The organism is Chryseobacterium sp. KCF3-3 (assembly GCF_045865955.1).
In the GTDB taxonomy this organism is placed as follows: Bacteria; Bacteroidota; Bacteroidia; order Flavobacteriales; family Weeksellaceae; genus Chryseobacterium.
This window is the reverse complement of record NZ_AP035792.1, coordinates 3,740,713-3,756,076: the sequence shown is the minus strand read 5'-3', so window position 1 is coordinate 3,756,076 and position 15,364 is coordinate 3,740,713. Positions and strand designations below refer to the sequence as shown.

Sequence of the window (15,364 nt, the reverse complement as noted above, 5' to 3'; positions counted from 1 at the left end):
AGTAAATATTTCTTCAGAAACAGTATTCATAAGGGTTTCAGTATTATAAATCACAAAAGCGCACTAAAGTGCGCTTTTTCATCATTATTAGTTTTTACCAGTACAAATTTATTTCTTGATCAATGGTAATGAACCTGAGTTTCCGTTGCTGGAACTCCAGTTGACGTAATAGGTTCCTTGTAATGAGGTTTGAATATCAATAGGCAGTTTAACAGCTCCAGCTTCAATATCCGTTTTATATCCATATACTGTTCTGCCTGCAATATCAGCAACAATTACAGTAATGGTTTCTCTTCCTGAAGCAGTGTATGAAAGTTCTGATAACCCGTTGCTTGGGTTTGGATAAAGTTTCGCTTTATTCTGCCCGGACGTACTTGATTTACTAGCTGTCAGAGTCGGAGGATTACATGGGGTAGTATCACATATGTAGCACTGAAATTTAGTACATTGAAGAAGATATGCTGTAGAAGTAGTACGGGTAAGAGTTACTCCATATCCATAACTGTCATTTGAGCCAATATCATGAAATAATCCACGATCCATCTCAGGTGTCCAGCATCCTGGAATAATGGTTGTAGCTCCTTCAACTGCCATTGGAATAGGATAATATCTGCTTGTTAATCCAGGATTAGAAAAGTAAACTTTAAAAGTACGTATTACAGGCGGACTTCCTACAGTCGTAAAGACATCTGGAAGTAAAAAATTTTGACTAGTAATCTGACCTGCAGGGAAATCTTTTTTTTCTACTATTGAACCTGTCTTAAACTCCAATGATACAGGAGAAGGAACATATCCAGGAGCATTGGGTAATGGGACTGGGGATTGGTCTTCTCTCTTTACACTTACTGTTGTACCTGAGGGATTAACAGGAACAAATTGTGCGCTTAAAAATGTACTGCAAAATACAGCTACTATAATAAGAAGACTAATTTTTTTTCCTCTTAAAAATGATTCTGATGATTTCAGGATCTCTGTTAAAGTTTTTTTCATAAGATAATATTTTTGTGATGGCGTTCTTTATTGTCACGGGACGCCGTTACCGATAAACAGGTACAAGTTGTCTCTTTTTTAAGGAAATAAAAAGAACTAATGAGCAAGTGAGTAAGATAAAATCCCAAGCGAGTATTTTGATCATTTCAATGAGACAAAGAACTGTAAATAGGAAACATCAAGGTATTTCTCATTCTGGAGATTTTTTTATATTAGCCTGAAAACTATGTATCATTACCTCCTCATATTATTCCTGTTATTTCAAAGTCTGCTGATGTACTGCCAGAAGCCGCAACTTCGTCATTATAGTTTAAGTGACGGTCTGCCAAGCAATACGGTATACTCCGTATATCAGGACAGCAAAGGATTTATCTGGTTTTGTACCAGCTGGGGAATTTCCAGATTTGACGGACATCATTTTGAGACCATTACCAGTAATCATGGACTTCCGGACAATGAAACTTTTCAGGCATGGGAAGACTCCTGGCAGAGATTATGGGTAAGCACCTATAACGGAAGCCCAACCTATATTTATAATGGAAAAGTGTATTCTGCACAGAATGATAAACTATGCCGTCTCCTGGAAAAAAGAAGAATCAGCTTTTATGATATTGTGCCAAGGTGGGATCTTTATTCTAATCAGCATAAAAAATATATAATAGGTAAAAACAACATTTCCAGCCCCAAAGACAGCACAGCACAATCTCCTTACTTACATTTTTCTGATCAGGGGAAAGATTACTATGTGTCATCAAAGAGAATCCTAAGGAATAATTATCCGGGATCAACAATCATTCATACCTTTAAAGAAAAAGCGGTTAGAACATGTTTCTATTTCAAAGGTCACCTTTATACAAGACATCTTAATATCTTATATGATGTTGTATTTAAAGGAAATAAACCGGTGGTCAAAAAAATTGAAATGCCCAGCAATATCCTTGATCTTACGATAGGTAAAAATGGTAAAATATGGAGTTGTACAACAAGCGGAATCCTGGAATATGATCCTGATCAGAGAACAGGTCAAAGCCCCAAATACATTGCAATGAAAGGTATTGTAAGTTACAGCAGCTTTATAGACAATCAGGGTAATAGCTGGTATCCTACCAACGAAGGTGTTTATATGCAGCCTGCCAATAAAACCCTCATTTATACTACTGATGATGGACTTACTGACAATAATGTTCTTACCGTGAAATATCTGCCGGGAGGAAAACTTTTGGCAGGATATAACAACAGTGCCATCATGATAAGAGATAAAAACAGCTTCAAACCATTATATACACTGGGCGATGGACAATGGAACAGACTCAGATATATTGCCCCAATTAATAACAATGCCTTTTTCGCCGGAACAGACAGAGGTTTATATCTGTGCAGTCTTACCGGTAATCAATACACAAAGATTCTGGAATTTTCTCAAAAATCAGCATCTATCAGAAATAACGCCGTACTGATAAGTCAAACCAGCAATGAAAAAAGGAATCAGCTTATTTATGATCTGAAAGAAAAGAAATTCACCAAATTGCCGGAATTGACTACCACCATAGCTGCTCCGGCAACCGCTATTGACGAAAAAGGAATCTACTGGCTAGGGACAGTACAGGGTTTATTCTATTATAATCCATCTTTAAAAAAATTCATTCACGATCCATCTTTAGGCAAAAACCGCATCACCTCTTTGAATTTCCTGAAAGGCAGACTTATCATCAGTACTCATTCTGATGGCGTTTTCATTCGGGATGGCAAAAGGATAATCAAGTTGAATACAACGAATGGACTCATCAGTAATATTTGTGAAAAAGCTTATGTAGACGAGAAAGAAAGATTATGGGTCAATACAGATAAAGGTTTATCAAGAATCACTTTTGATGACCAAATGCACTACTCTATTTATCACTTCTCGGCTGCTGACGGAGTTCCGAGCCATATGATCAATAACATTACATTCGGAGAAGGAAAGGCTTTTCTTGCCACATCGAATGGAATTATTATGATCGATCAGGATCAGGTCAGTAAAAGTCAGCCTTACAAAGTGTATTTTCTGAAAGCTGTTTTTAAAGACAGTCTCGTTTATTACCCTAAAAAGGTCAGTCTCAAATACAATCAGAATAATGCTCAAATCTCCTATACTGCTATTTCGTATCTGGATGAAAAAGATATTAAATACAAATATCTTCTTTCCGGAGCGGAGAATGATACAGTGATTACAGAAGAAAGCACATTAACCCTCGGAGCTTTGAAACCCGGTAACTATCATCTGAATATCTGGGCTTCCGGAAAAAATAATATCTGGAATAAAACTCCCGCCGTGCTTGCCATTGTTGTAAAACCTCCATTCTGGGAAGAACTGTGGTTCATGGGAGGAATATTTCTGTTATTGCTGGTTTTCATTATCATTATATACAGACACCGCATCAGTATTATCCGTAAAAAAGAAGCAGAAAAAACCGAAAGAAAAAAGATAATTGCAGAACTGGAAATGCAGGCGCTCCGTGCACAGATCAACCCTCATTTTATCTTCAATGTACTGAACGCCATTCAGAACTATTATGGAAAAGAAGATGAACTGAATGCCAATTATTATATGGCAGCCTTTTCAGACCTTATACGAAAGACCCTCACCCATTCTAAAGAACACTGGAATACCATAGAAAAAGAAATGGCTATGCTTAAAACGTATATTGAACTGGAGCAGATGCGTTTTAAAAACCATTTCACCTATGAAATTTTTGTAGAACCCGGATTGGAGCAAATAAAAATTCCCACGATGCTTCTCCAAATTTATACTGAAAATTCAATCAGCCATGGATTGAGACATTTGAAAACAGGAGGAACTCTAAGGATATCCTGCAGCAGAAGTGAAGATTCAATCATTTGTATTGTGGAAGATAATGGTGTAGGATTTGAAAAAGCGCGTGAGTTTGACAGCAGACCAGATGATTATAAATCTATGGGATTAAAAATTACCGCCGGAAGAATTTCTGCTATCAATGAACTTTACGGAACATCTATTTCAACAGAAATTACTGATAAAAAAACGACGGATCCTTCAATACAGGGAACCATTGTGAGAATAACTATTAAAAACACCCCATTCCTATGAGTAAAATAAAATCTATCGTTGTAGATGATGAACAGGAATCACGCGAAACTCTTCTTAGATTCTTATCCAAATATTGCCCGGATATTGAAATAATCGGGGAAGCAGATTCTGTGAATGAAGCTGTGGAGGTCATTATAGAAAAGTCTCCGGAATTGGTATTTCTGGATGTCAATATGCCTGTTGAAAATGGGTTTAAATTGTTTGAGAAGATATCGGATATTAATTTTTATACCGTATTTGTTACTGCTTATGATCAGTATGCTGTACAGGCATTTAAACATCATGCAGTAGATTATCTCCTGAAACCCATTGTGATTCACGAATTGATTATTACAGTGAACAGGGTGGCTAAACTTTTAGAGGATAAAAACAAAATCCAACAATTATCTGCCTTGCTTCATCATATTAAAATTCCTGTAGAACAAAGCAAAATTGCATTGCCAACTATGGAAGGTCTTGTCTATGTACATACTATGGATATTGTACGTCTTCAGGCTGATGATAATTATACTTCCATTTTTTTCAAAGGAGGAAAAAGAATGATGATATCCCATACATTGGCCTACTTTGAAGAAACACTGAAGGATCAGGGCTTTGTCCGTATTCATCATCAGCACCTCATCAATCTTCAACATGTTGAAAAATACATCCGTGGCCGTGGCGGTTATATCATCATGAGCGATGAAACTTCTTTACAGGTTTCTCAGAGAAAAAAAGATGAGTTTCTCCGGATTATTAAAAGAATGAAATAATAATGCATGGCATAAAAAAACAAACCCACCTTTCTGCAGATTTGCTTTTTATATATTTTTTAATCGCTTATTAGTCTACACCTTCCTCCTCCCTATGTACCAATTCCATAGAAAATGCAGGAAGACAGATGGCAAGATATTCGCAAGGTTCTGAAAACGGATTGCTGTAACGGATTCTCGCTCCTTTTTCAATAAGAATACTCTGCCCTTTTTCCAGCGTAACAATTTCCCCGTCTATTTCAAATTGCTTTTTCCCTGAAATAATGTAGGTAAATTCATCAAATTCAGGAGTCTGATGAGGTTCACTCCAATCCGGAGGGGCCACCATGTGAGCAATTGAAACAGTAGAATTTCCTGTAGAGTTTCCCCAGTGTTCTTCGATCAGTTTTCCGTCTGTAGTAGGCACTACAAATGGTGACTGCTGGATTTTATATTTTTTCATGCCCAATCTTCTTTTTTAATTTCATACACGAAATTGGTTCTTGTAGGCTCTGCAAAATAAGCTACTTCTTCCTCAGCAATTTTTTGCCCTCCCAATCTTTCCAAAGCTGTCTGCGAACGGAAATTTTCTTTTCCAATGTGGAAATGAACTTTGTCTACAAACTGGAAGATATAATCCAGCATCAGTTTTTTTACCTTAGGATTAATGCCTTTTCCCCATGATTTTGTTCCATAGAAAGTATATCCGATGAAAATATGATTGTCCTCTTCATCAAAATTATAATAACGGCTGCTTCCCAATATATCTCCGGTGGCTTTCTCCATAATTTTGAAAGCACCATTACTCTCCATAGCTCCTTTAAAAAAGTTTTCAAAAACCTCTCTCTTATATCGATCTTTGTTGGGATGTTGTTCCCAGACTTTCGGATCGGAAGCTACTTCATATAAAGATTCAAAATCCCCTTGCTGTAAGGGGATTAATTGAAATTCTTCATTCTCTAAAACAGGCTGAACAGAAAAATTCATTATTTAGCTCTTTTTAGTAGAATCTGATTCTATTTTCTTGATTTCTTTCAGTTTGTCTGAAATCTTGATGACAGTGTCTAGTTTTGATGGCTTCAACGGAACTTCTGCCTGAGCCATATCCCATTTGATGACCAGGTTTCCTGTATTTTCATCAGTAGGATTTAGAGTGATTTCAAACCACTCCTGTTTGTCGGTCAATTTGTTAACTGGTACTGTAACATCTACTACATCCTGTTTTGGATCGTAAGTATAAGCTCCCCATTGCTGGAAATCTTTATTAAGGATAACTTTCCATTCTTTTTCTGTAGGAACGATGAATAATCCGTATGTTCCTGCAGGTACTGTTTTCCCACCGAAGTTAACGGCCTGTCCGAAAGTAATTTTCGTAGAGGAGTTAGCTCCTGCTCTCCAAACCTGGCCATAAGGAACCAATTCTCCAAAAATCTTACGTCCTTTCACTCCTGGTCTTCCATAGTCGATAGAGATCTTAGACATAGAAAACTGCTGCTCAACCTTCTGACGCGGACTTGCTGCCGGCACAGAATAATCCTGAGCAAAACTGAATGCTGAAACTGAAATGCAAACTGCTATTATTAACTTTTTCACGTGTAAATTTTTGCTTAAAATTACAAAAATCAAAACAAAATAGCTTTCCCAAACTTCGTTAAATTTTGTTTTACCGATATTTTTCTATGAAGGTATTTTTTAATCAAATCCTTTTAAAAAGTAAATGATTAACTATTGAACAATTTATTTTTCTTAATCGTTTTCCCTTTTCTCAGTTGTATGGAATGAAAAACGGAAGGAATATCATTCGCCCAGTTTTTCAGTATGAGAAGAATGGCTATAATCTCTGCTCTGGTAAGTAAACCAACCCAAAAACAAAGGTTAAATAAAACAATAGATTGGCATTGTAAAATGACCTGAATCAGTGTTCCAAAAAGTAATAAAGTCCAGATCTTGGCACCAATAGAGTGTGTCGCCACTTCCTTTCGGAATTTTAAAAAGCTTACCAGATAAATAAGGGCTTCAGATCCTGCAAGAATGATTATTTTGGAAGCGTTTGCTTTGAAAAACTCAGGACATTGTATATACGCTGCAATTCCTACCGAGATAAAGAAAATCTGATCAACAGTAGAATCCAGACGTCTGAGTTTCTGAGTTGAAACCTGAAGATGCCTTGCTATAATTCCATCAAAAATATCAGTTAATAACCCGATTGATAACAGAATAACAGTAATAATCTGATAGTTTTCAATTTTAATTACACTTAAAGAAATGATGATAAACCCAATAATCAGTCTGGAAAAAATTAAGATATCCGGAATTTTCGATTTCATAAAAAGAGGAAAAAACTTATTGTAAATGGCGAAAGATAAGGATAAAATTCTTTTTATATTTCTAAAACAAAATAGCCTTTTCCAGTTCCAGTAATTTTTGCTTTCTCCAGATTCCTCCTCCATAGCCTGTTAACTGTCCATTGCTGCCAATTACACGATGACAAGGTATTATAATGGATATCTTATTCAGACCATTGGCATTGGCTACGGCTCTTACGGATTTTGGGTTTCCCAGAATATCGGCCTGTTCCTGATAGCTTCTTGTAGCACCATAAGGAATTTCCTGAAGAATATTCCACACTTCTTTCTGGAAAGCTGTTCCTACAGGAGAAAGAGGAACTGTAAATACGGCTCTTTTCCCCTCGAAATACTCTTTCAATTCTTTTTCCAGCGTAACAAAATGAGGATTTTCTCCTTGTATAATATTTGCTTTAAAATAGTTTGCAATACTCTTCAGTTCTGTGGGAAGCGCTTTTCTGTCGGAAAATTCAAGAAGGCAGATCCCATGTTCATCAGCACAGGCTATCATCGTTCCCAGCATGGTTTCTATTCTCTTCAGATCAATGATTTTTTCCATGGAATTATTCTTAGGTGATACTCCAAAAATATTCTTAAAACTCTCATTAAAACCGCTCAGACTTTCATATCCTGTATCAAATGCTACCTCTGTCACTGATTCTCCCTGTTGAAGCTTTTTAAAGGCAGTATTGAGTTTTGACATTCTCTGGAAAGCATGAAACGTAATTCCATGGTGTTTCAGAAACCATCTGCGGACTGTTGCGGGTTCCAATCCTCTTTTTACAAGATCATAATCTTTAAGCTTTACTGTAGGGTCATCAGCAATTTCTTTCAGTAACTCTTTGATATACGGAGGTGTCGCATTGAGATTTTCCAAAGGCCTGCATACTTTACAAGGACGATACCCTTTGAGCATCGCATCTTTGGTATTGGAAAAAAACTCTACATTTTCAAATTTCGGTTTCCTTGCGGTACAGGTCGGTCTGCAGAATATTCCTGTGGTTTTTACACCCATCCAGAATATCCCTTCGAATGAAACATCTTTGGTATAAGATGCCTCATACATGATTTTTTCTGTAAGTTCCATCATTCAATAAAAAGTGGTGAAAAACTTCTTGTATCTGTAATTTTCTGACTTGCTTTTTCAAGCTCTCTGTAGATGTGTCTGTACATAAAAGCACCTGAAGTAACTCTTTTTACACCTAATGTTTTAAGCATGTCAAAATCCAGTAAATCAGGCAGCGCCATAACATTCACAGGAAGAAAGGTTGCTTCTGTAATCGTCCTGATGTCATTTTCAGCTGTCATCCCCGGAACGAAAACACCATCAGCATCAAGTTCTTCAAATAGTTTAATTCTCTCTAAAGTTTCTTCCAATGCATTTTCAATATTCAGTAAAAAAGGGTCTGTGCGTACATTGATAAATACCTTACCTCTGTTCTCTCCTAATTTGATAAAAATATCTTTTAATCTTTCATAGAAAACATCTCTGTTTAGCCGTTTTCGTGTTCCGTCAATAACATTTGTATCTTCAATATTAATTCCTGATACTCCAATTTCTATAAGTTTCATAATATTGGACACAACGGTATCATTTTCATGACCATATCCGGATTCCAGATCTACCGACAGAGGAATTGAAACGGAGGCCTTGATTCTCTTAATGATATAAAAATATTCTTCAAAGGTCATCTGCTCTCCATCTTCATATCCTAAACTCAGTGCGACTGCCGAACTTGAGGTTGCTAATGCTTTATAGCCCAGCTTTTCGTATGCTTTTGCGCTTTCTACATTCCATACATTACCCAAAAGTAATGGTTCTTCACCATGATGTAACTGTTTAAAACTGATCATAATTTTTTTATTCAAAAATAGAAAGATTACTACCTGCTCTACAACCGAAAAATGAACATCTATTTTTTATAATTCTCTGAATGTAAATTTTGGTTTTAAAATAAGATTGCCTTTTCAAGCTCCAGCAGTTTTTGTTTTCTCCAGATACCTCCGGCATATCCAACCAATTCACCGTTTGAGCCGATCACCCGATGACAGGGAATTAAAATAGCAATTTTATTGATGCCGTTGGCTGTTCCTACGGCACGTATCGCCTTTGGATTTCCTAATATTTCAGACTGCTGCTTGTACGTTCTTATTTCTCCCATCGGAATTTCACGGAGAAGCTGCCAGACTTTTTCCTGAAACTCTGTTCCTGTGGTAAACAATGGAACTTCAAAATGACTTCTTTTTCCTTCAAAATATTCTTTCAGTTCTTCTTCCAGCTGCTTGAAATGAGGATGTTCTTTCTCTACAACTTCAGCTTTCAAAATCTTTGACAAAGCCTTCAGCTGTTTTTCAATATTTTTCCGGTCTGTAAATTCAAGCAGACAGATTCCCTGGTCTATGGCACAGGCAATCATTTCTCCCAATGGGGTTGATATGTTTTTTTGGTGTATAATTTCCATTAGTTTAAAATTAAGCTTTTTGGAAATCATATCTTCTTTTTAATGAAGTAAAATTCTTTTTATCTGCCCAATATGCCTTGCATTATGATAAATCACAAAACGAAAGGTATCTCCCAGCTTTAGTTTGATCAGTTTTGAAATGCTTATATTCGTTTTTGTCTTTTCCAGATCAACTTTTTGTGCATCTTCCAATAATTCAAGCATTTTTTTCTGATGTTTTATGAATGTATCCACTACATTTTTATCAAGATTACTGTGGATAGGATTCATTGTTTTAAGCGTTTTCATCTTATTCATTTTTTCTTTGGGAAGCATGCTTTTAGCAAAATAATTCCCGAGAATCCCTGGTTTAAAGATATCTTTTGTGGAGGTTTTGGAAGCTGTTATTCTATTGGTGATTTCAGAAATATAAAAATCTCCGTAGCGATTGAGATGTTCCAGACATTCCAATGTACTCCAGCTATCCTGTGAAGTTCTGAAGTTCAGCTCTTCTTCTGTTTTTAGGGTGAGGATCCGCGCATATTCTAAATGCTGGCTGGTTCTGTCCTTTAATTCATTTAATAAGGCTGAAGCTGAAATTTTCATGATGTTTTTTATGCAAATATCATCATCAGATTTTTCTTAAATCTTGATTGAGCTCAAGATTTTTTGAGCCTTGACAAAGTTTCCGGTGACATTCTCAGGTAATTGGCAATGTATTTATTGGGAACTTCCTGAAACAGCTTCGGACTCCGTTTTAAAACTCTTTCAAAGCGTTCTCCCGGAGCATTGATGAGTAAATCTTTTTCTCTTTCGAGCTGCTGCAATACCAGATCTTCCAGAATATCCATCCAAAATTTCAGATGTTCTTCACTGGATTGTATAAACTCATAAAAATCCTTTTTTGAAGCTATTCTTACTGTTGTTTTCCTAATCGCCTGAATATAAAGATCTGAAGGTTTTCCGGATAAGAAGGAATCCAGGCTGACAATGATATTCCCTGTGTACCCGAAACGAATGATTCTCTCTTCATCTTCATCCATCATAAAAATGCGGACACTTCCGTTTTCAATAAAATAAATAGAGGTATCTGTACTGCCCGGGATCTTCAGGAACTCATTTCGTTTGAATTCTTTCTTTTCCCAATGAATTCCACTCTGAAGCAACTTTTCAACCATTTCATTTTATTATTTGCTTTTCCAAAGATAATAGGTAATTTTAAAGTTTTAAAACACTAATCACTGATAATGCTCAAAAGAACAGTACTTTTTATACTGCTTTCGGCCGGATTTTATGGTATGAAAGCGCAGCAGACTATTCCCTTCCGGATTACAAAACACAATAATATCATTGTGAAAACCCTCGTCAACAAGAAAGATTCACTGGATCTGATGTTCCAGATCGCGATGAAGGATTGTTCAATTTCCCCCGAACGAAAGCGGAAAGCGGATCATATTATTTTTAACAAAGACGAAATCAGTGATCATAATATTATAGAAATCGGGAAAATCACTCAGAAAAATGTGCGCTTTTTTGATAATCAATTAACCGGGCATGAAGCAGACGGAAAGATAGGAACCGGAATTTTTGAAGGGAAAGTATTTAAAATTGATTACGACGACAATCAATTTGTAATGTACAATACAATGCCTGATCTGAAAGGCTATCAGCCTGTCAATATCATCTTAGACCATGATGGGTTTTATCTTGCGGCAGATAATATTATTGATGGCGATCAACAGCAGGAAGCTTATTTTGTACTGCAATCCGGATTTTCGGGAGCAGTTCTTTACAGCAACGAATTCGCTGAAGAAAAGCATCTGGATAAAAAGCTGAAGGTAACAGGAGAGAAAACACTGAAAAATTCTGAAGGGAAAACTTTAACTACCAAGCAAGCCGTTCTACCCTATTTCAAGTTGGGAAACAGCGTGTTTAAAGATGTTTCTGTAGGATTTTTCTCCGGCGAACTGAAAACACAAAATGTAAGTTATATCGGTGCTGATATGCTCCGAAGGTTTATCTGGATCTTTGACGCAGAAAGGAAAATGGCTTACATTAAACCCAGCAAATATTTTTCAGAACCTTATTACAAAATGAATTAAAATATTAATAACTCTTTACTATTAAGAAAGATGATAAAGATTAAAACTGTAGCAGCACTTATATGTTTTCAACTGGTTATTGTGAGCTGTCAAAAAGAAGAGAAGAAAACGGTTACCACAGAAACAAAAATTACGAATGATACTATAAAAACAGTAAAAACTGAAGAGAAAATAGATTACACCAACTTTAATATATTCAGTCTGTCTGTTATTTCATCCGCAGAAAAAGATTCTGATATGGATATTTTCATTTCTGTTTCAGATATCTACAAAGGAGAGCAACCGATACCTGCAGAAATTGTTAAAAATCATAAACAGATGTCTTTCGAAGAACGTCAGCATTTTGAACTGGATGCTTCCAGCAGAAAAAAACTTCTTAACGGAATTCAGCTCACGGAAAATGATTCTTTATATATTTATGAGTATGGTTCTAACCAACTTCAAAAAATGCCAGTCGGCCAATTAAAGGCAGTCGCTTATCTAAGTCCTTATACAGACAGTGAAGATTTAGATCCGGATTCTTATATGATGGGGTTTCAGGTAGCCACTCACCAAAAAACCACAGACTACGACCGATACAATAATGCCATCGCCTATTTTGGGAATAAAAATCCGTTTGTAGACAATAAAATGAAAGCAGTAAAATGGCAAAAAACCGGTGCTGATATTTCAAAAAAATACTTTTCTCACTCAAAACTGGCTCTGGGAAAAACTTATCAGTCACAATATGAAAATCTAACCTATTATCTGCAGGATTATCTTGAAGAAGGAAATATCACAGAGCGCAAACTTGTAGTAATCAATGATCGTAAAGAAAAAATTGCGGAAAAGACATTCAGTCTTACAGGAAGTGATGGAGGAGAATTTATGCCTCTTTATGGAATAGATGCTGATGAAGCCAATATCTCCCAATGGACAGGCCATCTTTTCAAAGGGAAACCTCCTGTTATTTTTGGGTTCATGGCGCAGTCTTTTGGCTGTCCTTCCATCAGTTTTTCAGATCAAAAGGAGAAGGATTTCCCGATTAATTGTGATAACAGGCATTAACCTGAAAAGAATCTGCATGGATTCCTATGGAATGACAAACTGTGCGGATAATCTTTGAGAATAAATCTGCTCAATCAGCAAAATCTGCGAGAGAAACATTCAATAGGAACGGGCTTTAGCCCGTTTTTTATTATATCAGCAATTCCATTGGCTTTAGCCAAAACCTAATTTTAAAATTAGTATATATAAAAAAGAAACTGTCTCAAAAGCCTAATTGTTTGACTTTTGAGACAGTTTCTTTTTCAGCGTATTATTTCTTAGAATAATATTTGTCTTTCAGATTCATAAAATAAGTTTCGGAATCTTTGAAGCCGTTACTCTTCATGAATTTGATAACTACATTCAGATAAGTTTCTGAAGGAATAAAATTTGTTCCCATTTTTTCAGAAAACTGTTTATAATCTTCTTCAAGCAGTTTGGGATTTTTAGCCAATTGTTTTATATCCGTTCTGAATCCTTTGAATATAAATTTCAAAGCCTCATAATTTCCGGGATAAGAAACCGTTCCGTGGGTTTCTCCTTCAAAAAAGCGATGTTTATAGTTCAAAGAACCGTTCTTTTCTATAATTCCTTTAAACTCTTCAATAGCCTGTGTCATATCAGAATTCCAGTTTTTCTGCTGTTCTTCATTATCTGCCTGGGAAACATACAATGATTTTTTTTCAGGAAAGTTCTTATTTTTTTCCAGATAATCTTTCGTTCTGGAAATAGTCACTTTATGATCCCACCATAAACTAGGATCATTCGCAACATAAGCATTAAAATAATCAGGATGTAAAAGGAAGGTATTGATGGCAAATAATCCTCCGAAAGAGTGCCCTACCAACACAGAATAATCCTGAGTCCTGTAGTTTTTGCTGATAAATGGTTTCAGCTCTTCCTGAATGAATTTCACGAAGTTTTCACCACCTCCGCTATCTGCAAAAAGTGTAAGAGAAGGATTTACGGGACTTTTCTTTTCAGACTTTGTCGGGGTAAGATCTCTTGTTCTTTCTGTGTTTTTAATTCCGACAACAATACATTCCGGAATATCGGCATAGGGTGTTCTGGCAATGAAATCCGTTAATCCTGTATAATATTCAAAATTGATTTCTCCGTCCAAAAGATAGATGACAGGATATTTTGCAGGATTGATGGTATTGTCGTTATAAGTTTTGGGCAGATGAACCCAGATTTCTCTGTTTTCATTGAGAACTTTTGAAAATACGTTTTGCTTCTCTCCTATCGTTAGTTTTTCCTGGGATTTCCCCAATGTAAACAGTAAAAATACAGGAATGTATATAATTTTAAACCAATTGTTCATGGTGTGAATCTTTTCTGTGTTGATGAATGTTTTTAATTTCTTTATTCTTTTTGGGTGATTTGTTTCTTCTTCCCCACCAGATCAGAAATCCGGTAATCGGGAGACTGGTACAGATAATTCCGATAATGAATGTGAATATTTTACCGAACATTCCGCCCCAGTAGCCTACGTGAAGATCAAAATTCATATGTTCTATCACTTCATGCATCTGAACTTCTTTAGGATAATCTATCTCTTTTCCGGTGTATTTATTGGTTTCCATACTTTTTCCGTTGATAAGGCTTTTCAATCCGATAAACTGAGCGACTCCAACATGGTATACCGTTGCGGAATCATTTCTGGGAATACTCATTCTGAACTGTTTTGCATCAGGAAACTCATTAAACTTTCTGTCTACAAAATCAGTATAAGTCAAAGCTTTCTTTTCCGGATCAAACTTAGGTTCATATTTTTCCGCAATAGTATGGGCATCTACAGCTCCTCCGAAAGCCTGTTGGGTAAGATTGGTTAAAACCTCATAGGCCATAATCAATCCTGTAATAGTAATAAATACGGCCGGAAGTAATGAATAAAACCCAAAAACATTATGAAAGTCGTAGTTTTTCCTGCGCCATTTTGTTCCGGATTTGATTTTAAAAGCTGTTGTTCTTGTTGTTTTGTTCCATTTTTTTGGCCACCAGAGAATCAGTCCACCGATAAGCTGAACAAAAAATATGATGGAAGCAACACCGACTACTGTTTTCCCGAACTTTCCTGCCAGTAGCTGTGCATGAATATGGGCTACAACATAGAAAAACTCATAGCTTTTTGTAGAACCGATTACTTTCCCGGTGTAAGGGTTGAGATAATGATAAGCAAATACACCTCGCGGGCCACGCCCTTTTTTCTTTGGTTTCTCTGCTTTATCTGCATTTTTATCTTTAGGCGGTTTGGTGGCTGAAGCTACTCTGAAACTTCTGTCAGCACCTTTATAAGTATCAAAATAGAACGCTTTTCTGTCCGGAACCTGTTGATGAAACTGAGCAAGTAACGCTTCAGGGGTCATCTTTTTTGTATGAGCCGGAGCATTGACGTATTTAGCACTTCCCCCGCACAGATCAATGATTTCGTCACAAAAGACAAATACAGTTCCCGAAAGAGTAACAGTAAGCACAATGATTCCGGAAACCAGCCCGAGCCAGAGATGTAACCAACCGGTGATCCTTTTGGTAAGGGATTTCCCCTGCTTTTTTTTAGGATTCGTTTTTTTATTTTCCATATCTGTTTTCATCCAATTAAAATGTAAGTGTAGAAAATGCA

Annotated in this window: 16 protein-coding genes; 4 read left to right on the top strand and 12 right to left on the bottom strand. The window is 36.3% G+C overall.

Features of this window, described 5'->3' with window-relative positions; genetic code table 11:
• Positions 1–108 precede the first annotated feature (108 nt).
• Complete coding sequence (locus ACKTTZ_RS16850; protein WP_407846074.1) at positions 109–990, bottom strand: T9SS type A sorting domain-containing protein; 882 nt, start codon at positions 988–990, stop codon at positions 109–111.
• Between the two features lie 226 nt (positions 991–1,216).
• On the opposite strand from ACKTTZ_RS16850, the gene ACKTTZ_RS16845 reads away from it, so the two are divergent.
• Positions 1,217–4,096 (top strand): histidine kinase, encoded by a 2,880-nt coding sequence (locus tag ACKTTZ_RS16845; RefSeq protein WP_407846073.1) that lies wholly within the window; start codon positions 1,217–1,219, stop codon positions 4,094–4,096.
• A complete protein-coding gene (locus ACKTTZ_RS16840; protein ID WP_034696223.1) occupies positions 4,093–4,848 on the top strand; it encodes a LytTR family DNA-binding domain-containing protein in 756 nt (251 codons plus the stop codon). Before ACKTTZ_RS16845 ends, ACKTTZ_RS16840 begins: the two co-directional genes overlap by 4 nt.
• 70 nt (positions 4,849–4,918) lie before the next feature.
• Here ACKTTZ_RS16840 and ACKTTZ_RS16835 read toward each other — a convergent pair whose 3' ends face one another.
• The 9 genes from ACKTTZ_RS16835 to ACKTTZ_RS16795 form a co-directional block, all read right to left on the bottom strand.
• A complete protein-coding gene (locus ACKTTZ_RS16835) occupies positions 4,919–5,290 on the bottom strand; it encodes a cupin domain-containing protein (protein WP_034696224.1) in 372 nt (123 codons plus the stop codon).
• Positions 5,287–5,814, bottom strand: coding sequence for a GNAT family N-acetyltransferase (locus ACKTTZ_RS16830; RefSeq protein WP_034696225.1), 528 nt, complete (start codon positions 5,812–5,814; stop codon positions 5,287–5,289). Before ACKTTZ_RS16830 ends, ACKTTZ_RS16835 begins: the two co-directional genes overlap by 4 nt.
• Positions 5,815–5,817: 3 nt before the next feature.
• Positions 5,818–6,420, bottom strand: coding sequence for a DUF2911 domain-containing protein (locus ACKTTZ_RS16825; RefSeq protein WP_079241242.1), 603 nt, complete (start codon positions 6,418–6,420; stop codon positions 5,818–5,820).
• A 128-nt stretch (positions 6,421–6,548) separates the two neighbouring features.
• The gene (locus tag ACKTTZ_RS16820; protein ID WP_407846072.1) at positions 6,549–7,154 is read right to left on the bottom strand and encodes a CDP-alcohol phosphatidyltransferase family protein; all 606 of its coding nucleotides are present in this window, start codon (positions 7,152–7,154) and stop codon (positions 6,549–6,551) included.
• 61 nt (positions 7,155–7,215) lie between these two features.
• A complete protein-coding gene (locus ACKTTZ_RS16815; protein ID WP_081906458.1) occupies positions 7,216–8,262 on the bottom strand; it encodes a trifunctional transcriptional activator/DNA repair protein Ada/methylated-DNA--[protein]-cysteine S-methyltransferase in 1,047 nt (348 codons plus the stop codon).
• Positions 8,259–9,026 carry an isocitrate lyase/phosphoenolpyruvate mutase family protein gene (locus ACKTTZ_RS16810; protein ID WP_407846071.1) on the bottom strand — a complete coding sequence of 256 codons (768 nt, stop codon included), beginning with the start codon at positions 9,024–9,026 and terminating at the stop codon, positions 8,259–8,261. The genes ACKTTZ_RS16815 and ACKTTZ_RS16810 overlap by 4 nt, the downstream gene beginning before the upstream one ends.
• Positions 9,027–9,121: 95 nt before the next feature.
• Positions 9,122–9,634 carry a methylated-DNA--[protein]-cysteine S-methyltransferase gene (locus tag ACKTTZ_RS16805; RefSeq protein ID WP_407846070.1) on the bottom strand — a complete coding sequence of 171 codons (513 nt, stop codon included), beginning with the start codon at positions 9,632–9,634 and terminating at the stop codon, positions 9,122–9,124.
• A gap of 39 nt (positions 9,635–9,673) precedes the next feature.
• Positions 9,674–10,219 (bottom strand): DinB family protein, encoded by a 546-nt coding sequence (locus ACKTTZ_RS16800; RefSeq protein WP_407846069.1) that lies wholly within the window; start codon positions 10,217–10,219, stop codon positions 9,674–9,676.
• A gap of 53 nt (positions 10,220–10,272) precedes the next feature.
• On the bottom strand, positions 10,273–10,791 hold the full coding sequence (locus ACKTTZ_RS16795) for a Crp/Fnr family transcriptional regulator (RefSeq protein WP_407846068.1): 519 nt from the start codon (positions 10,789–10,791) through the stop codon (positions 10,273–10,275).
• 69 nt (positions 10,792–10,860) lie between these two features.
• On the opposite strand from ACKTTZ_RS16795, the gene ACKTTZ_RS16790 reads away from it, so the two are divergent.
• Both ACKTTZ_RS16790 and ACKTTZ_RS16785 read left to right on the top strand, forming a co-directional pair.
• Positions 10,861–11,715: a hypothetical protein gene (locus ACKTTZ_RS16790; RefSeq protein ID WP_407846067.1), complete on the top strand. Its 855-nt coding sequence runs from the start codon at positions 10,861–10,863 to the stop codon at positions 11,713–11,715.
• 30 nt (positions 11,716–11,745) lie between these two features.
• Positions 11,746–12,762, top strand: coding sequence for a hypothetical protein (locus ACKTTZ_RS16785; RefSeq protein ID WP_407846066.1), 1,017 nt, complete (start codon positions 11,746–11,748; stop codon positions 12,760–12,762).
• Positions 12,763–13,012: 250 nt separating this feature from the next.
• On the opposite strand, the gene ACKTTZ_RS16780 is transcribed toward ACKTTZ_RS16785, so the two are convergent.
• Complete coding sequence (locus ACKTTZ_RS16780; protein WP_407846065.1) at positions 13,013–14,065, bottom strand: alpha/beta hydrolase; 1,053 nt, start codon at positions 14,063–14,065, stop codon at positions 13,013–13,015.
• Positions 14,049–15,323: a PepSY domain-containing protein gene (locus tag ACKTTZ_RS16775; RefSeq protein WP_253317828.1), complete on the bottom strand. Its 1,275-nt coding sequence runs from the start codon at positions 15,321–15,323 to the stop codon at positions 14,049–14,051. Before ACKTTZ_RS16775 ends, ACKTTZ_RS16780 begins: the two co-directional genes overlap by 17 nt.
• Positions 15,324–15,364 lie beyond the last annotated feature (41 nt).